This window comes from Streptomyces sp. NPDC006602 (assembly GCF_042870385.1).
GTDB lineage: Bacteria > Actinomycetota > Actinomycetes > Streptomycetales > Streptomycetaceae > Streptomyces.
Genome location: NZ_JBIAHG010000005.1, coordinates 498,484 through 515,964 on the forward strand (window position 1 = coordinate 498,484; position 17,481 = coordinate 515,964).

General features: G+C 70.7%; 15 protein-coding genes and 3 tRNA genes. 10 read left to right on the forward strand and 8 right to left on the reverse strand.

What is annotated here, in order from left to right:
• Positions 1-77 precede the first annotated feature (77 nt).
• From ACFYO2_RS17495 to ACFYO2_RS17505, 3 genes are all read left to right on the forward strand, one after another.
• Positions 78-2,030, forward strand: a complete 1,953-nt coding sequence (locus ACFYO2_RS17495) for a hypothetical protein (protein ID WP_388349446.1) — start codon at positions 78-80, stop codon at positions 2,028-2,030.
• A 198-nt stretch (positions 2,031-2,228) separates the two neighbouring features.
• Positions 2,229-3,743, forward strand: coding sequence for a N,N-dimethylformamidase beta subunit family domain-containing protein (locus tag ACFYO2_RS17500; protein ID WP_388349448.1), 1,515 nt, complete (start codon positions 2,229-2,231; stop codon positions 3,741-3,743).
• 109 nt (positions 3,744-3,852) lie between these two features.
• Positions 3,853-4,752, forward strand: a complete 900-nt coding sequence (locus tag ACFYO2_RS17505; protein ID WP_388349450.1) for a phosphoribosylaminoimidazolesuccinocarboxamide synthase — start codon at positions 3,853-3,855, stop codon at positions 4,750-4,752.
• 48 nt (positions 4,753-4,800) lie between these two features.
• Here ACFYO2_RS17505 and ACFYO2_RS17510 read toward each other — a convergent pair.
• From ACFYO2_RS17510 to ACFYO2_RS17545, 8 genes are all read right to left on the reverse strand, one after another.
• Positions 4,801-4,873: transfer RNA gene (locus ACFYO2_RS17510), tRNA-Gly, on the reverse strand.
• Positions 4,874-4,896: 23 nt separating this feature from the next.
• On the reverse strand, positions 4,897-5,511 hold the full coding sequence (locus tag ACFYO2_RS17515; RefSeq protein ID WP_388349452.1) for a response regulator: 615 nt from the start codon (positions 5,509-5,511) through the stop codon (positions 4,897-4,899).
• Positions 5,508-6,770: a sensor histidine kinase gene (locus tag ACFYO2_RS17520; RefSeq protein WP_388349628.1), complete on the reverse strand. Its 1,263-nt coding sequence runs from the start codon at positions 6,768-6,770 to the stop codon at positions 5,508-5,510. Before ACFYO2_RS17520 ends, ACFYO2_RS17515 begins: the two co-directional genes overlap by 4 nt.
• Before the next feature lie 17 nt (positions 6,771-6,787).
• Positions 6,788-7,564 carry an ABC transporter permease gene (locus tag ACFYO2_RS17525; protein WP_388349454.1) on the reverse strand — a complete coding sequence of 259 codons (777 nt, stop codon included), beginning with the start codon at positions 7,562-7,564 and terminating at the stop codon, positions 6,788-6,790.
• Positions 7,561-8,517: an ABC transporter ATP-binding protein gene (locus tag ACFYO2_RS17530; protein WP_388349456.1), complete on the reverse strand. Its 957-nt coding sequence runs from the start codon at positions 8,515-8,517 to the stop codon at positions 7,561-7,563. The genes ACFYO2_RS17525 and ACFYO2_RS17530 overlap by 4 nt, the downstream gene beginning before the upstream one ends.
• Positions 8,518-8,654: 137 nt before the next feature.
• Positions 8,655-8,730: transfer RNA gene (locus ACFYO2_RS17535), tRNA-Gly, on the reverse strand.
• Positions 8,731-8,810: 80 nt separating this feature from the next.
• Positions 8,811-8,882: transfer RNA gene (locus tag ACFYO2_RS17540), tRNA-Gly, on the reverse strand.
• Between the two features lie 123 nt (positions 8,883-9,005).
• Positions 9,006-9,323, reverse strand: coding sequence for an Lsr2 family protein (locus ACFYO2_RS17545; RefSeq protein ID WP_388349458.1), 318 nt, complete (start codon positions 9,321-9,323; stop codon positions 9,006-9,008).
• A gap of 351 nt (positions 9,324-9,674) precedes the next feature.
• On the opposite strand from ACFYO2_RS17545, the gene purS reads away from it, so the two are divergent.
• The 7 genes from purS (at position 9,675) to purM (ending at position 17,452) form a co-directional block, all read left to right on the forward strand.
• Positions 9,675-9,938 (forward strand): phosphoribosylformylglycinamidine synthase subunit PurS, encoded by a 264-nt coding sequence (gene purS / locus ACFYO2_RS17550; protein WP_003999970.1) that lies wholly within the window; start codon positions 9,675-9,677, stop codon positions 9,936-9,938.
• Complete coding sequence (purQ, locus tag ACFYO2_RS17555; RefSeq protein ID WP_388349461.1) at positions 9,935-10,615, forward strand: phosphoribosylformylglycinamidine synthase subunit PurQ; 681 nt, start codon at positions 9,935-9,937, stop codon at positions 10,613-10,615. The genes purS and purQ overlap by 4 nt, the downstream gene beginning before the upstream one ends.
• A complete protein-coding gene (purL, locus tag ACFYO2_RS17560; protein WP_388349463.1) occupies positions 10,612-12,870 on the forward strand; it encodes a phosphoribosylformylglycinamidine synthase subunit PurL in 2,259 nt (752 codons plus the stop codon). Before purQ ends, purL begins: the two co-directional genes overlap by 4 nt.
• Before the next feature lie 148 nt (positions 12,871-13,018).
• Entirely contained in the window at positions 13,019-13,816 is a 798-nt protein-coding gene (locus ACFYO2_RS17565) for a sterol carrier family protein (protein WP_388349465.1), read from the forward strand.
• A 63-nt stretch (positions 13,817-13,879) separates the two neighbouring features.
• Complete coding sequence (locus tag ACFYO2_RS17570) at positions 13,880-14,665, forward strand: META domain-containing protein (protein WP_388349467.1); 786 nt, start codon at positions 13,880-13,882, stop codon at positions 14,663-14,665.
• Between the two features lie 72 nt (positions 14,666-14,737).
• Positions 14,738-16,267 (forward strand): amidophosphoribosyltransferase, encoded by a 1,530-nt coding sequence (gene purF, locus ACFYO2_RS17575; RefSeq protein ID WP_388349469.1) that lies wholly within the window; start codon positions 14,738-14,740, stop codon positions 16,265-16,267.
• A gap of 117 nt (positions 16,268-16,384) precedes the next feature.
• A complete protein-coding gene (purM, locus tag ACFYO2_RS17580) occupies positions 16,385-17,452 on the forward strand; it encodes a phosphoribosylformylglycinamidine cyclo-ligase (RefSeq protein WP_388349471.1) in 1,068 nt (355 codons plus the stop codon).
• The last annotated feature ends 29 nt before the right edge of the window (positions 17,453-17,481 follow it).

Genomic DNA, 17,481 nt, shown 5'->3' on the forward strand with positions numbered 1-17,481 from the left:
GGGGGAGTGAGCAACGCCAGGAGAGCCGGGCCAAGACCCGGGCGGGCAGGACGGCAGGGAGGGGGCGAGGTCCGGTCATGACCGGTATGGGTGTGGAGGCGGGCACGCAGTCCGCGCGGTCCCGAGCCCTGGCCGTGCTGCGCATTCGCAGCCGGGCGCTGGCCGTCGCGCTGCTGCCCGCGGCCGTGGCCGTGGTGCTGCTCGCCGGCGGCTCCACCGGCCACCTCGTGGGCCCCGGCTGGGACGCCGCGCGGTGGACGATGTCCGTGGCCGCTCTCCTCGTACTGCTCGCCGCCGGCGGCATCGCCCTGGTCGTCGCCCGCGCCCGGCCCGCCGTCAGCCCGACGGTCCCGATCGTCGAGGAGTCGGCCCCCGACCTCTACCGCATGGTGCGCGACCTCGCCGACCGCCTCGACGTCCCGGCACCCTCCGCCATAGCGCTCACCCCGGACTGCGACAGCTGGCTGGAGGACCGCACCCACCCGGCCCACGGCCCGCCCCCGCGCGAGGACCACGACGAGATAGCGGGCGTCCGCGGCTCCCACCGCCGGGCCACCGCCGCGCCCGTCCTCGTCATCGGCTCCCCGTTCCTGTGGTGGATGCGCGTGGGCGAGCTGCGCGCGGTCCTCGCCCCGGTCGTCGCCGGTACGGGACCTTCGGCACACCCCGACATAGCCGCGGCCCGCCGCTTCATACGGGGTCTGGACGCGGCGGTGGCCGTGACCTCGGCGCCGGGCCGCGGTGCCCTCGTCCGCCCGGTGCTCGCCGGCGTCGGCTGGGTCGCCCGGCTGCTGCTGCGCAGCTGCCGCGGCCACGCCGCCGAGATGGAGCGCGGGGTCGCCGCAGCAGCGGCAGAGCGTGCACAGGCTGTGGATTACGGCCTCCGGATCGTCGCCCAGGAACAGGTGGGCCTTGCGTACGCCGGCTGGGACCGCCTGCTGACCCGGGTCGCGCTGCCCGCCTGGCGGATGGGCCGCTGGCCCTCCCGGCTGGACGCGGGCGTCGTCGCGGCCCTCACCGAGCTGTCCCGGCGGGACCGGCTGGCCGAGGGCTTCGCCTCCCGCCTGGGCGAGCGCCCCGCCTGCGACCTGCTCGAAGAGCCCGGCGCGATCGACGAGGCCGCCTCACTGCTCGCCGCCCGCCTCTTCCACGGCGGCCCCGCCGAAGCGGGCCGGAACTGGGCCCCGGTGGACTGGCAGGAGTACCCGGACGAGGTCGTCGACCGCAAGTGGCGCACCGACGCGGCCCGCCTCCACCGCGTCCTGGATGCCCTGGGCGTCCGCCGCGCCCCCGCCCCCACGTCGACGCACACCGACGGCCCGACCTTGGCCCGAGTCATGGACCACCTCACGGCACCGACGGCTACAACCTTGCGGACCGACGGATCCACCCTTCCTCACAAGGCCGATGACGGCACCGAGCCGCACCCCACCGACGCGGACGCCAACGCCAACGCCGGCACTGATACCGACCCCGGCACCAACGCGTACGCCCCCGACCGCCCCGACCGCCCCGACCGCCCCGACCGCCCCGACCGTCCCCACGACGTCCACGACCCCCACGACCCCGACGACCTCGACGACGAAGCACCCGCCGGCACCGAGAACGGCACCGCCCTCGCCGCCCGCCTGAGCGCCGAAGTCGCCCGTGAAGAGGCATCGGCGCCCGGAAACATACCCTCGGCCGACCCACCCACCACCGGCCAGGGCACCGGCACCGGCGGCAGCCCCGACACCGCCCTCTGGGACGACGGCGCGCTCCCGCTCTTCCCCCTGCAGCCACCGCGCACCGCCCGAGACCTGCTCACCGACCACGTCACCGCGATGGTGTGCTGCGCCGCGATGGACACCGCCGGCGCGACCCCGGGCCTCGACTGGCTCGACGGCCCTTCCCTCATGGTCAATGGCGAACGGGCGGTCGACCTGGCCCCCCGCGTCCTCAGCCTGGTGGAGGACGGAGACCCGGGTCCTCTGCAGGCGTGGCTGGTCAAGTCGGGGATACGCCCGGAGAAGCCCGTCCGCCTCGTCTGACGATCACCCAACGGTCGGCGGCCGTACCGGACCATCTACCGGACCACCTGATTCCACTTACTGCCAATTCGCAACGAATAGTGACAGCCTGGGTGCGTAATGTGATGTGCTGGGACCGATCGAGCACAGAGCAAGGGCTTACGCCACACGACAGGCCCAGGGCGCAGGCGTACGGGGGCGCGAGGGAGGGGAGCCACCATGGGGTCGCAGCAGATCCGCCGCTGGGAGTCGGGAGCACTCGCGCACGCCGTGACGGACCCCTTCGGCCAGGGCCCGGTCCCCTGGCTCCGCGGCACCGAGACGTACTTCGACGACACCGGCCAGGTCGTCCCCTGGTATGTGGACGCGGATCCGGCCCACAGCGCCCACACCGTCCACGGCCCGAAGGCGGGCGCCCCCAGGGTGCCCGCCCCCCGCGCCGCCTCGGGCCCCCGCTCCGCCGACGACGTCCACCGGCAGATCAAGGGCTTCGCCTCCACCGGCGCGGTCGCCCCCGGCGAGGCAGTCGACTTCCACATCACCGTCGACCCGCCCCAGCAGTTCGCCGTCGACGTCTACCGCATCGGCCACTACGGCGGAGACGGCGCCGCGAAGATCACCACCAGCCCCCGCCTGTCGGGCATCGTCCAGCCCGCGCCCCTCACCGCGGACCGTACGGTCTCCTGCCACCACTGGTGGCTGTCCTGGCGCCTGCAGGTCCCGAGCTACTGGAGCATCGGCGCGTACGTCGCCGTCCTCACCACCGCCGACGGCTACCGCTCCCACATCCCCTTCACCGTCCGCGACAACCACCCGGCAGACCTGCTGCTCCTGCTGCCCGACATCACCTGGCAGGCGTACAACCTCTACCCGGAGGACGGCCGCACCGGCGCCAGCCTCTACCACGCCTGGGACGAGAACGGCCGGCTGCTCGGCGAGGCCGACGCCGCGACGACCCTCTCCTTCGACCGCCCGTACGCGGGCGCCGGCCTCCCCCTGCACGTGGGCCACGCCTACGACTTCATCCGCTGGGCCGAGCGCTACGGCTACGACCTCGCCTACGCCGACGCCCGCGATCTGCACGCCGGCCATGTCGACCCAACCCGCTACCGCGGCCTGGTTTTCCCCGGCCACGACGAGTACTGGTCGACGAACATGCGCCGCACCGTGGAACGCGCCCGCGAGCACGGCACCAGCCTGGTCTTCCTGTCCGCCAACACCATGTACTGGCAGGTGGAGCTGGGTCCGTCCCCGTCCGGTGTCCCGGACCGCCTGCTCACCTGCCGCAAACGCAGAGGGCCGGGCAAGCCCGTGCTCTGGCGGGAGATCGACCGCCCCGAGCAGCAGCTGGTCGGCATCCAGTACGCCGGCCGCGTACCCGAGCCCCACCCCCTGATCGTGCGCAACGCCGACCACTGGATGTGGGAGGCGAGCGGCGCGCACGAGGGCGACGAGATCGAGGGCCTGGTCGCGGGCGAGGCCGACCGCTACTTCCCGCGCACCCCGCTGCCCGAGCACGACGACCGCATCCTGCTCGCCCACTCGCCGTACACCGACAGCGAGGGAGCCCTCCGCCACCAGGAGACCTCCCTCTACCGCGCCCCGTCCGGCGCCCTGGTCTTCGCATCCGGGACGTTCGCGTGGTCACCGTCACTGGACCGACCCGGCCACGTCGACCCCCGAGTCCAGCGCGCCACCGCCAACCTCCTGGACCGCATCTGCAAACGTGACTGAACCGTGCCGCGCCACCGCGGCCGATGCCCGCTCCACACACCCCGGACCAAGACCGATCCCCGCCATACGGGAGAATCGAGCCACTTGGACATCACCACGGGGAGGAACCGTGTCCGGATTCGTAGAAAAGCCCGAGCCGATCCAGGTTCCGGGCCTGGTCCACCTCCACACCGGCAAGGTGCGCGAGCTGTACCAGAACGAGGCGGGCGACCTCGTGATGGTCGCCAGCGACCGCATCTCCGCCTTCGACTGGGTGCTGCCCACCGAGATCCCCGACAAGGGGCGGGTCCTCACCCAGCTCTCCCTGTGGTGGTTCGACCAGCTCGCCGACCTGGTCCCCAACCACGTCCTGAGCACCGACCTGCCGGCCGGCGCCCCCGCCGACTGGGCCGGCCGCACCCTGGTCTGCAAGTCCCTCCAGATGGTCCCGGTGGAGGCCGTGGCCCGCGGCTACCTCACCGGCTCGGGCCTCGCGGAGTACCAGGAGTCCCGTACGGTCTGCGGCCTCGCCCTGCCCGAAGGCCTGGTCGACGGCTCGGAACTGCCCGCCCCGATCTTCACCCCGGCCACCAAGGCCGAGGTCGGCGAGCACGACGAGAACGTCTCCTACGAGGAGGTCGCCCGCCAGGTCGGCGCCGACACCGCCGCCCGGCTGCGCCAGGCCACCCTCGCCGTGTACTCGCGCGGCCGGGACATCGCCCGGGACCGCGGGATCATCCTCGCGGACACCAAGTTCGAGTTCGGCTCGGAGGCGGAGACCCTGGTCCTCGCGGACGAGGTCCTCACCCCGGACTCCTCCCGCTTCTGGCCGGCCGACCAGTGGCAGCCGGGCCGCGCGCAGCCGTCGTACGACAAGCAGTACGTCCGCGACTGGCTCACCTCGCCGGAGTCCGGCTGGGACCGCAAGAGCGAGCAGCCCCCGCCGCCGCTGCCCGAGCAGGTCGTGACCGCGACACGCGCCAAGTACGTGGAGGCGTACGAGCGTCTGACGGGCACGAGCTGGAGCTGACCGTACGAAGAAGGCCCCGGTCCAGTGGACCGGGGCCTTCGACAACCGAGCGGACGACCAGGTTCGAACTGGCGACCTCAACCTTGGCAAGGTTGCGCTCTACCAACTGAGCTACGTCCGCAGTGCGCCGTGGCGCGGTAGCTACTATACCCAACCTCGCTCGCGGGCGAGCCGCACCGCCGCGTGACGGTTGTCCGCCCCGAGTTTGGTGACGGCTGACGACAGATAGTTCCGTACGGTCCCCTGCGACAGCGCGACCCGCTCGGCGATCTCCGCGACGGGCGCCCCGTCGGCGGCCAGCTCGAGCACCTCCGCCTCCCGCGCGGTCAGTGGCGAGTCTCCGGCGGAGATGGCGTCGGCGGCCAACTCGGGATCGACGTAACGGTTTCCGGCGTTCACCGTGCGGATGATCTCCGCGAGCCGCTGCGCGCTCAGGGTCTTCGGCACGAATCCCCGCACACCGGCCGCAAGGGCCCGCTTCAGATGCCCCGGCCGCCCGTGACCGGTCACGATCAGCACCCGGCAGTCGGGCAGCTCGGCCCGCAGTGATGTGGCGACCTTCACACCGTCCGCCCCGGGCATCTGGAGATCCAGTACGGCGACATCGGGGACGTGGGCATGGGCCATGGCCAGTGCTTCCGGCCCGCTCGCCGCCTCGGCCACGACGACGAGATCGTCCTCCAGCGAGAGCAGCGCGGCGAGCGCACCCCGGATGAGGTGCTCGTCGTCGGCCAGGAGAAGTCGTACGGGAGAGGTCACGCCATGACCTCACTCGCACCGGCCGTGATCAACGGCACCTCCGCCACCACTCGGAACAATCCCCCGCCGACCCGCCCCGCCTCCAACGTCCCCTCCACCGCCGCCAACCGCTCCCGCAGCCCGGCCAGCCCCGAACCGCCCGCACCGGAAGGAACCGACGCCTGTTCGTTCCCACCGGCACCGGAAGGAACCGACGCCCCGTCGTTCTCCACCGTCAGCACCACCCGCCCCTCCGTCACCCGCACCCCCACCGCACACCACCGGGCATCCCCGTGCCGCAACACGTTCGTCGTCGCCTCCCGCACCACCCACGCGAGCGCCGACTGCACCTCGCCCGGCAGCCCGGCCGGCTCGCCTCCGGTCACCTCGCACCGGATCCCGGCGGCCGTCAAAACCCCGTGGGCACCGGCGAGTTCGACCTCCAGGTCGGCCTCCCGGTATCCCCGTACGACATCCCGCACCTCGCGCTGCGACTCCCGCGCGATCCGCTGCACCTCGATCATCTGCTCCACGGCCTCGGTCCGCCCGCGCCGCGCCAGCTGCACGGCGAGCTCGCTCTTGAGGGCGATCACGGCGAGGTTGCGCCCCATGACGTCGTGCAGGTCCCGCCCGAACCGCAGTCGTTCCTCGGCGACGGCGAGCCGGGCGCGGGTCTCGCGAGCCTCGTCGAGTTCGTAGAAGGCGTTGAGGAGCCAGACCGAGAACGCGGAGGTGAAGGCGAGGAGCCCGGAGCCGAACAGCACGGTCAGCGTGGCGACCAGCGCGGCGGCGCCGGGGGCGCCCAGAGCGAGCGACACGGCGCCGGTGCCGGCTCCGAAGCCGCCGACGAGTGCGAACACGCGCCGCCGGTTGTGGACGCCGAGCGCGAGCGTGCCGACCCCGAAGATCAGGACGACCCCGAGGACCCCGCCCGCCGCGCCGGCCACGCTCTCGCCGTCCGGCCCGTACTCCGCGAGCGCGAGGGCCGCGCAGGCGACCGCCGCGGTGAGCGCGCCGAGCGTCCACAGCAGGCGTACGGGCCGCTCACGCCTGCCGCGCGTCCAGTCCAGCGCCCGGGACGCGGTCACCGCGCACACCACCCCGTGCACGCCCACCACCAGCAGCAGCGAGCCCGCGAGCCACGCCTCGACCTGCCCGACCCCCGTGAGCCCGACGGTCAGGATCTCCAGCGCCGCGAAGGAGTGGAACGTCGACCGCGTGTACGTCTCCAGCTTCGCCGGCGTGCTCTTCCCCCGCCACCACCTGGTCGGTCCCCGCACGTCCATGCCCCCGTCCCTCAGCGTCGGGGCTCCCACCGGAACCACCGCCGTACAGCGAACACACCCAACACCGTCCAGGCCAGCGCGGTCAGCACGGCCCCTACCGCCTCGTACACCGACAGCTCGCCGGTCCACCCACCCCGCACCAGCGTGATCACCGGTGTCAGCGGCAGCAGTTCGAGCACCGACGCCACCCGGTCGGGCATCAACTCCAGCGGTACGGTGACCCCGGACCCCACCATCGAGGCCATCACGAACGGCATCGAGGTGACCTGCGCGCTCTCCACGGTACGCGTGAGGCCCGCCGTCACGGCGGCCAGCGCCGCACACAGGGCCAACCCCAACCCGACTCCGATCACCGCCAGTTGGGGAGCCGCGGGAGCCGGTACGTCAAGGAGGACGGAGCAACCCGCCGCCAGCACCAGGCACTGCACCAGCCCTGTGGCGACGGCCGGCAGCGCGGCTCCGGCGAGTATCTCCCGGTCCCGCGGCTCGCCGGTGCGCAGCCGCTTGAGGACGAGTTCCTCGCGCCGCCCGACGAAGACGCCCACGAGCGCCGAGTACACGGCGAACAGCAGCGAGAACCCGACGGCTCCGGGCAGCAGCACCAGCCCGACGCTGAGCCCGGACCCTCCGAGGTCCATGTCCTCGACCACCGACCGCACACTGACCGGCAGCACCAGCGGCACGAACAGCGCCGTGACGATCATGCCCTTGCTCCGCCCGAACAGCGTGAGCTCGGCCCGCGCGAGCGCCGCGACGCGCCCCGCCGGGGTGGTGACGGTCCCCCTCATGCCGCGTACTCCTCGACAACCTCGGCGGACGCCTCCCGAGCGATCCCCAGGAACGCCTCCTCCAGCGACGCCGACCGCACATCCAGCCGCCGCAGCTCGACCCCCGCCCGCTCGGCCCACCCCAGCACCCCGGTGGCCGCCCGCTGAAGCTCCCGCGTCCGCAGCCGTACGAGGTTCCCCTCGACCTCGTGCCCGCACACGCCCAGCTCGCCGAGCGGCGGCAGATCCCCCAGGACGTACCCGTCGGGCAGCTCGAAGGAGATCCGGGACGGCTGAGCGGCGGTCACCTCGGCCGGCGTCCCCGCGGCGGCGATCCGCCCGTCGTGCAGGATGGCGAGCCGGTCGGCGAGGTCCTCGGCCTCCTCCAGGTAGTGCGTGGTCAGCAGCACGGTCGTACCGCCGGCGCGCAGCGCACGGACCAACTCCCAGGTGGCCCGGCGCCCTTCGGCGTCCAGACCGGTCGTCGGCTCGTCCAGGAACAGCACCTCGGGCCTGCCGAGCAGCGCGAGTGCCAGGTCCAGGCGCCGCCGCTCACCCCCGGACAACTGCTTCACCCGTACGCCCGCCCTGCGCTCGAGGCCGACCAGCGCGAGCACCTCCCCCTCGGGCCGCGCCCCGCTCACACACCCCGCCCACATGCGCGCGGTCTCCGCGACGGTCAGCTCGGACGGAAACCCGCCCTCCTGCAACATCACCCCCGTCCGAGGCCGTACGACGGCCCGCTCGGCGTAGGGATCACGGCCGAGGACCCGTACCCGGCCCCCGGCCGGCCGCGCGAGCCCCTCCAGCAGCTCGACGGTGGACGTCTTGCCCGCCCCGTTGGTGCCGAGCAGGGCGAAGACCTCGCCGCGGCGCACGGAGAAGGAGATCCCGCGCACCGCCTCGAACCCGCCCCCGTACACACGCCGCAGGTCAGTGACCGCAATCACGTGTTCGTGTTCGTTGGTGTCCATGCCTTCAGCGTTCCGCCACCGACGGCCCGGCAGCAGTGCGCCCTGTCATCACTCCGCATGACAAATGTCAGACGCGTGCCCACGGCCGCGAAACGGCACACGAAAAAGACCCCGGTCGGTGACCGGGGTCTCTTTCATGGAGCGGACGACCAGGTTCGAACTGGCGACCTCAACCTTGGCAAGGTTGCGCTCTACCAACTGAGCTACGTCCGCATTGCCTCCGACCGGCTCTCACCGATCGGCGCGTACACCAGCCTACCTGATCCACAACAGTGGTCGGACCGGCGGTGCAGAGCGGGTGACAGGAATTGCACACTGCGCCTTCCCCCTGGAAGGGGGATGTTCTACTACTGAACTACACCCGCGTGTACTTCGGAGCCGGGCCTTTCGGCCTCGCCCCTCGGCGTGCTTCAGACTCTAGCTGACCAGGAGGGGTGCAGCGCAAGTCGGTTCCCCCGAGGGGCGGATGACCAGGCGTCGGCCCGCACTTACTGGGCGGCGGTGAACGCCTCGTAGATCCTCTTCGGGATCCGTCCACGCGCCGGGACGTCCATCTTGTTGGCCTGGGCCCAGGCCCGGACGGCCGCCGGGTCTGGGGCGACCTCTGTCTGCCGGTATGCCTTGCCCGACCTCGACCGCTTGCGGCCGGCCTCCACGTAGGGCTCGAGCGCCTTACGCAGTTTCTTGGCATTGACCTGGTTCAGGTCGATCTCGTACGACTTGCCGTCGAGTCCGAAGGCGATCGTTTCCGCCGCTTCCGAGCCGTCGATGTCGTCAAAGAGAGTGACCACGACACGCTGCGCCACGAATATCGGTCCCTTCGTGCGGCATCTCTGCGATGACGTGCCAGGACGTCCTGGAGATGCCGACTGTCCGCCTGTTATTGGGCAAAGTATCGGCTATTGCCAATTCATTTGTACAGGGCTCGGCATTGCATTGTGAAGCCCGACTAAATCTGTCCGCGTGTCTCCAGCGCAATAGCTGTGGTGCATCGATTCGGGATCTTTCCCTGAACTTTTCGTGAAGGCACCCCTCCGATACCGGATCGTGACAGCCGTCACGTAGTTTCCTACAACTCTACCCGCGTAGAAATTTTGTGCGGGTAGTCTGAAGACACCTGCAGGAACCTGCTCAGCACCACAACACCGGGAGTGCCAGTGGCACGCGTCGTAGTCGACGTCATGCTCAAGCCGGAGATCCTCGACCCCCAGGGCCAGGCGGTGCAGCGCGCACTGCCGCGGCTGGGTTTCGAAGGCATCTCGGACGTACGTCAGGGAAAGCGATTCGAACTGGAAGTTGACGGACCGGTCGACGAGGCAGCGCTCGCCCGCATCCACGATCTTGCGGAATCCTTCCTCGCCAACACCGTGATCGAGGACTTCACCGTCAAGGTGGAGGAAGTCGCGGAGGCCGTGAAGTGACCGCTCGTATTGGCGTCGTCACTTTCCCGGGCAGCCTGGACGACCGGGACACCCAGCGCGCGATCCGCCTCGCGGGCGCCGAACCGGTCGCCCTCTGGCACAAGGACAAGGAACTCCACCAGGTCGACGCCGTGGTGCTGTGCGGCGGTTTCTCCTACGGCGACTATCTGCGCGCCGGTGCCATCGCGCGCTTCTCGCCCGTGATGGAGCCCCTCATCGAGCAGGCGAAGGCGGGCCTCCCGGTCCTCGGCATCTGCAACGGCTTCCAGATCCTCACCGAGGCCCACCTCCTCCCGGGCGGGATGCTCGGCAACGACCACCTCCACTTCATCTGCCGCGACCAGAAGCTGCGGGTGGACAACGCGGACACCGCCTGGACGACCGACTACAAGGCCGGCCAGGAGATCAACATCCCGCTGAAGAACATGGACGGCCGGTACGTCGCCGACGAGTACACCCTCGACAAGCTGGAGGGCGAGGGCCGGGTCGCGTTCCGCTACCTCGACTTCAACCCGAACGGCTCGCTGCGCGACATCGCCGGCATCACCAACGAGGCCGGGAACGTCGTCGGCCTGATGCCGCACCCGGAGCACGCCGTGGAGCCGCTCATCGGCACCGGGCGCACCGACGGCCTCCCCTTCTTCACCTCGATCCTCAAGAAGCTGGTCAACGCATGAGCCGGACGCCTCTGGATACGGTCGAGCACGCGACCGAGACCCCCGACGTCGAGCTGCCCTGGGCCGAACTCGGCCTCAAGAAGGACGAGTACGAGCGGGTGGTGGAGATCCTCGGCCGCCGCCCGACCGGCGCCGAGCTCGCCATGTACTCCGTCATGTGGTCCGAGCACTGCTCGTACAAGTCGTCGAAGGTGCACCTGCGCCAGTTCGGGGAGAAGGCCCCCCAGTCCGATGCGCTGCTCGTGGGCATCGGCGAGAACGCGGGTGTCGTCGACGTCGGCCAGGGCTACGCGGTCACCTTCAAGGTGGAGTCGCACAACCACCCGTCGTACGTGGAGCCGTACCAGGGTGCCGCGACCGGTGTCGGCGGCATCGTCCGCGACATCATCGCGATGGGTGCCCGGCCGGTCGCGGTCGTCGACCCGCTGCGGTTCGGCGCGGCCGACCACCCCGACACCAAGCGTGTGCTGCCCGGTGTCGTCGCCGGCATCGGCGGCTACGGCAACTGCCTGGGCCTGCCGAACATCGGCGGCGAGGTCGTCTTCGACGCCTGCTACCAGGGCAATCCGCTGGTCAACGCCGGTGCCATCGGCGTGATGCGGCACGAGGACATCCACCTCGCGAAGGCGTCCGGTGCGGGCAACAAGGTCATCCTGTACGGGGCTCGTACGGGTGGCGACGGCATCGGCGGCGCGTCGATCCTCGCCTCGGAGACCTTCGACGACGCCAAGCCGTCCAAGCGTCCGGCCGTCCAGGTCGGCGACCCCTTCCAGGAGAAGCTCCTCATTGAGTGCACCCTGGAGGCGTTCAAGGAGAAGCTGGTCGTCGGCATCCAGGACCTGGGCGCGGCGGGCCTGTCCTGCGCCACGTCCGAGCTGGCCTCCAACGGCTCCGGCGGCATGCGCGTGACCCTGGACGACGTACCGCTGCGCGACTCCACGCTCTCGCCCGAGGAAATCCTCATGAGCGAGTCGCAGGAGCGCATGTGCGCGGTCGTCGAGCCGGGGAAGGTCGACCGGTTCCTGGAGATCTGCGACAAGTGGGACGTCATCGCCACCGTCATCGGTGAGGTGACCGACGGCGACCGCCTGGAGATCTACTGGCACGGCGGCAAGATCGTCGACGTGGACCCGCGGACGGTGGCACACGAGGGTCCGACGTACGACCGCCCGTACGCCCGCCCGTCCTGGCAGGACGAGCTGCAGGCCGACGACGCGAACAAGCTGCCACGGCCCGGGACGTCGGCGGAACTGAAGGACCAGGTCCTGAAGCTCGTGTCGTCCCCGAACCAGGCGTCCAAGTCCTGGATCACCTCCCAGTACGACCACTTCGTGCAGGGCAACACGGTGCTGGCCCAGCCCGAGGACTCGGGCATGATCCGCATCGACGAGGAGACCGGCCTCGGCGTCGCCATCGCGACGGACGGCAACGGCCGTTACGCCAAGCTCGACCCGTACGCGGGCGCGCAGCTGGCGCTCTCGGAGGCGTACCGGAACGTGGCCACGACCGGCGCCAAGCCGCTCGCCGTCTCCGACTGCCTCAACTTCGGTTCGCCCGAGGACCCGGCGGTGATGTGGCAGTTCGCGGAGGCGATCCGTGGACTCGCCGACGCCTGCCAGCAGCTGGGCACTCCGGTGACCGGCGGCAACGTGTCGCTGTACAACCAGACCGGTGACGTGGCCATCCACCCGACCCCGGTGGTCGCGGTCCTGGGCGTCATCGACGACGTGGCCCGTCGCACGCCGGTCGCCTTCCAGGAGGAGGGCCAGCTGATCTACCTCCTGGGCGACACCCGAGAGGAGTTCGGCGGCTCGGCCTGGTCGCAGGTCGTTCACGACCACCTCGGCGGCCTGCCCCCGAAGGTCGACCTGGAGCGCGAGCGCCTGCTCGCCGAGATCCTGATCTCCGCCTCCCGCGACGGCATGATCGACTCCGCGCACGACCTGTCCGACGGCGGTCTGATCCAGGCGGTCGTGGAGTCGGCGCTGCTCGGCGGCAAGGGCGCGCGTCTGGTCGTACCGGACGGGCTCGACGCCTTCACCCTCCTCTTCTCGGAGTCGGCCGGCCGCGCCGTCGTGGCCGTTCCCCGCTCCGAAGAGGTCCGCTTCAACGACATGTGCGGTGCGCGGGGTCTGCCCGTCACCCGCATCGGCGTCGTGGACGGCGACTCGATCGAGCTCCAGGGCGAGTTCGAGCTGTCGCTGGAGCAACTGCGCGAGGCGCACGAGGGGACGATTCCGGCGCTGCTCGCGTAAATCCCTTCGGCTGTACGGCAGTGAGGGCCCCACCCGGCTCCAGGAGTCGGGCGGGGCCCTCACGCGTGTCGCAGGTGTGGCGGAGACGGAAGGCGCGGCCGGCGAGACTGTCGCCCCCGGGCACCGCCGTCCGCCTAGGCTGATCGTCATGCCACCGGCCAAGAAGCGCCCCCGTACCTACGACCCCGCCAAGATCCGCGCCGCGGTCCTGGCCCAGTTCGGGAACGTACGGGAAGCCGTCGGCACCCTCACCCCCGAGCAGACCGCGCTGCCCACCCGGCTCGGGGACTGGACCGTACGGGACCTGGCAGCGCACATCGGAATGGCCCTCGGGGCCGTCGTACGACTCCTCGACGAGCCCGCGCCGCCGAAGCAGGACGGCGTGCTCCTCGACTGGCCGCACGCGATCGGCGTCGACGCCCCGGACATCGCCGCCCATGCCCGTGCACTCGCCGAGCGGAACCCGGACCTCGCGGCCCACCTCGCAGACGTGGAGCAGCGCTTCACCGCGCGCCTCGCCGACACCCCCGGCACCCGGGTCCTCGCCACCAGCGCGGGCGCCCTGTCGCTCGACGACTACCTGGTCACCCGTACCGTCGAACTCGTCGTCCACACCGACGACCTGAACGCCGCGGTGCCGGACCTTGACATCCCGTACGATCGCCAGGCCCTGGCCGCCGCCACCCGCCTCCTCGCCGACACGCTCGCCGCGAAGGCCCCCGGCGGCTCCACAGAGGTGCGGATCCCGCCGTACGCCGTCGTGCAGTGCGTCGAGGGGCCCCGGCACACCCGCGGCACCCCGCCGAACGTCGTCGAGACCGACCCGCTGACCTGGATCCGCCTCGCCACCGGACGACTGACCTGGAAGGACGCGCTCGACCAGGCGAAGGTCAGCGCGAGCGGGGAACGAGCGGACCTGGGCGGGCTGCTGCCGCTCCTCAGCTGAGGCGGGAACACAGGGCAGGAACCGGGGTGGAACCAACCACCCCACCCGCCCCGTCGAATCCACATGTACAGGCAGAAGGACAGGCAGAAGCAGCGACTCACCCTCACCGTGACCGCCCTCGCCCTCGTCCCACTGGCGGCGGCCTGCGGCAGCGAGAAAGCCGACGGCGGCTCGGCGGTGAGCGCCGCCCCGCCCGTCACCGGCGTCCACTGGAGCGTCGACAGCGTCACCGTCGACGGCACCACCCACACCGCCCCCGCCGACGCGCACGTCGAGATCACCGACGGCAAGGCGGCCGGCAACTACGGCTGCAACCACTTCAACGCCAAGGCAGCCGTCGAGGGCGACAGCATCAGCCTCAGCGACGCCACGGCCACCGAGATGGCCTGCGAGGACAAGCCCATGGCCTTCGAGCGGACCCTCGCCCGCACCCTCGCGGACGGCGCCCTGAAGACCGAGGTCAAGGACGACCACCTGACCCTCACCACCGAGGACGGCGACCGCGTCCACCTCACCAAGGCGACCGATGCCCCCCTCTACGGCACGAAATGGCAGATCACCTCACCCGCGTCCCGGAACAGGGCGCACCTCACCTTCGACAAGAAGGCCGGCAAGGTCTCCGGCAGCCTCGGCTGCAACAAGGTGAACGCCAGGGCCACGGTCAGCGACGGACATATCACCCTCGGGGCTCCGTCCACCACCCGAATGATGTGCGACGCCTCACTCATGAACGTCGAGAAGGACCTGCTGCGTCTCTTCGAGAGCACCGTGAGCTACGAAGTGGATCATCGGACTCTCACGCTGACCAGCGAAAACGACGACATCGTCACCGCCGTCGTCGGAAAGTGATCCTTTACCGCAGCTCAGCGCCGGGCATTCCCCAATTCGGACCAGTGGTCGACCTCGCCTACACTCGGAGGCGTGCCACGTGGTGACGGACGACTCAACCACGACCTGCTCCCCGGTGAGAAGGGCCCCCAGGACGCTTGCGGCGTCTTCGGTGTCTGGGCTCCGGGCGAAGAGGTCGCCAAGCTCACGTACTTCGGGCTCTACGCCCTCCAGCATCGGGGCCAGGAATCCGCGGGAATCGCGGTCAGCAACGGCTCCCAGATCCTCGTCTTCAAGGACATGGGCCTCGTTTCCCAGGTCTTCGACGAGACCTCGCTCGGTTCGCTCCAGGGTCATATCGCGGTCGGTCACGCCCGCTACTCGACCACCGGTGCCTCCGTGTGGGAGAACGCCCAGCCGACGTTCCGTGCCACCGCGCACGGCTCCATCGCGCTCGGCCACAACGGCAACCTGGTCAACACGGCGCAGCTCGCCGAGATGGTCGCCGACCTCCCCAAGGACACCAACGGCCGTTCCACCCGGGTGGCCGCCACCAACGACACCGACCTGCTCACCGCGCTCCTCGCGGCCCAGGTCGACGACGACGGCAAGCCGCTGACCATCGAGGAGGCCGCTCCCGTGGTCCTCCCGCAGGTCAAGGGCGCCTTCTCGCTCGTCTTCATGAACGAGCACACCCTCTACGCCGCCCGCGACCCGCAGGGCGTGCGCCCGCTGGTTCTCGGCCGCCTGGAGCGCGGCTGGGTCGTCGCCTCCGAGTCCGCCGCCCTCGACATCTGCGGCGCGAGCTACGTGCGCGAGATCGAGCCGGGCGAGTTCGTCGCCATCGACGAGAACGGTCTGCGTACGTCGCGATTCGCGGAAGCGAAGCCCAAGGGCTGTGTCTTCGAGTACGTGTACCTGGCCCGCCCCGACACCGACATCGCCGGCCGGAACGTGTACCTCTCCCGCGTGGAGATGGGCCGCAAGCTCGCCAAGGAAGCCCCGGTCGACGCCGACCTGGTGATAGCGACTCCGGAGTCCGGAACCCCCGCCGCCATCGGCTACGCGGAGGCGTCCGGCATCCCCTTCGGCGCCGGTCTGGTGAAGAACGCGTACGTCGGCCGTACGTTCATCCAGCCCTCCCAGACGATCCGTCAGCTGGGCATCCGCCTGAAGCTGAACCCGCTGAAGGAAGTCATCAAGGGCAAGCGCCTGGTCGTCGTGGACGACTCGATCGTGCGCGGCAACACCCAGCGCGCGCTGGTGCGGATGCTCCGCGAGGCGGGCGCGGCGGAGGTCCACATCCGGATCTCGTCGCCTCCCGTGAAGTGGCCGTGCTTCTTCGGCATAGATTTCGCCACCCGCGCCGAGCTCATCGCCAACGGCATGACCATCGACGAGATCGGCACCTCGCTGGGCGCCGACTCCCTCTCCTACATCTCCATCGACGGCATGATCGAGGCGACCACCATCGCCAAGCCGAACCTCTGCCGCGCCTGCTTCGACGGCGAGTACCCGATGGATCTCCCGGACCCCGAACTGCTCGGCAAGCAGCTCCTGGAGACCGAGCTGGCCGCAGGGCCCGCCGCCACGGCCGCGGCCGACGCGATCCGTCGCCCGTAAAGCCCGTAAAGCCCGTAAAGCCCGTAAAGGCTCGCAAAGCCCCGTAAAGCCCCGTAAAGCCCGTAAAGGCCCGTAACACCTGCTTACCTGCAGTACGACACGAAAGTTCTCACCGTCATGTCTGAGACAACTGGTGCCAGCTACGCAGCGGCGGGCGTCGACATCGAAGCGGGCGACCGCGCCGTCGAGCTGATGAAGGAGTGGGTGAAGAAGACGCAGCGCCCCGAGGTCCTCGGCGGCCTCGGCGGTTTCGCCGGCCTCTTCGACGCCTCCGCCCTCAAGCGCTACGAGCGTCCCCTCCTCGCCTCCGCCACGGACGGCGTCGGCACGAAGGTCGACATCGCGCGGCAGCTGGGCGTCTACGACACCATCGGCCACGACCTGGTCGCGATGGTCATGGACGACATCGTGGTGTGCGGCGCCGAGCCGCTGTTCATGACCGACTACATCTGCGTCGGCAAGGTCCACCCCGAGCGTGTCGCCGCCATCGTCAAGGGCATCGCCGAGGGCTGTGTCCTCGCCGGCTGCGCCCTGGTGGGCGGCGAGACGGCCGAGCACCCCGGCCTCCTCGGCCCGGACGACTTCGACGTCGCCGGCGCCGGTACGGGCGTGGTGGAGGCCGACCGCCTCCTCGGCCCGGATCGCATCCGTGAGGGTGACGCCGTCATCGCCATGGCGGCCTCCGGACTTCACTCGAACGGGTACTCGCTCGTCCGGCATGTGCTGCTGAACCAGGCCGGACTGTCCCTGGACGCGCACATCGAGGAGTTCGGCCGCACGCTGGGCGAGGAGCTCCTGGAGCCCACCAAGATCTACTCGCTGGACTGCCTGGCACTGACCCGCACCGCCGACGTGCACGCGTTCAGCCACGTCACCGGCGGCGGACTCGCCGCCAACCTGGCCCGCGTCATCCCCGACGGGCTGCACGCGATCGTCGACCGCTCCACCTGGACCCCGGCCCCGGTGTTCGACCTCGTGGGCAGGACCGGCTCCGTCGAGCGCCTGGAGCTGGAGAAGACCCTGAACATGGGCGTCGGCATGATCGCGATCCTGCCGGAGGAGTCGGCCGACGTGGCCCTGGCGACCCTGGCCGACCGCGGGGTCGAGGCATGGGTGACCGGAGAGATCACGCAGCGCGGCGACCACGCCACGGGTGCGGAACTGGTGGGCACGTACTCAGTCTAAAAGCGCCTCCGCCTGATCCTGACGAGCCC

Coding starts and splice junctions, on each gene's coding strand:
- ACFYO2_RS17495 (WP_388349446.1), top strand. CDS start 78: ATGACCGGTATGGGTGTGGAGGCGGGCACGCAGTCCGCGCGGTCCCGA.
- ACFYO2_RS17500 (WP_388349448.1), top strand. CDS start 2,229: ATGGGGTCGCAGCAGATCCGCCGCTGGGAGTCGGGAGCACTCGCGCAC.
- ACFYO2_RS17525 (WP_388349454.1), bottom strand. CDS start 7,564: ATGAGGGGGACCGTCACCACCCCGGCGGGGCGCGTCGCGGCGCTCGCG.
- ACFYO2_RS17530 (WP_388349456.1), bottom strand. CDS start 8,517: ATGGACACCAACGAACACGAACACGTGATTGCGGTCACTGACCTGCGG.
- purL (WP_388349463.1), top strand. CDS start 10,612: ATGAGCCGGACGCCTCTGGATACGGTCGAGCACGCGACCGAGACCCCC.
- ACFYO2_RS17565 (WP_388349465.1), top strand. CDS start 13,019: ATGCCACCGGCCAAGAAGCGCCCCCGTACCTACGACCCCGCCAAGATC.
- ACFYO2_RS17570 (WP_388349467.1), top strand. CDS start 13,880: ATGTACAGGCAGAAGGACAGGCAGAAGCAGCGACTCACCCTCACCGTG.
- purM (WP_388349471.1), top strand. CDS start 16,385: ATGTCTGAGACAACTGGTGCCAGCTACGCAGCGGCGGGCGTCGACATC.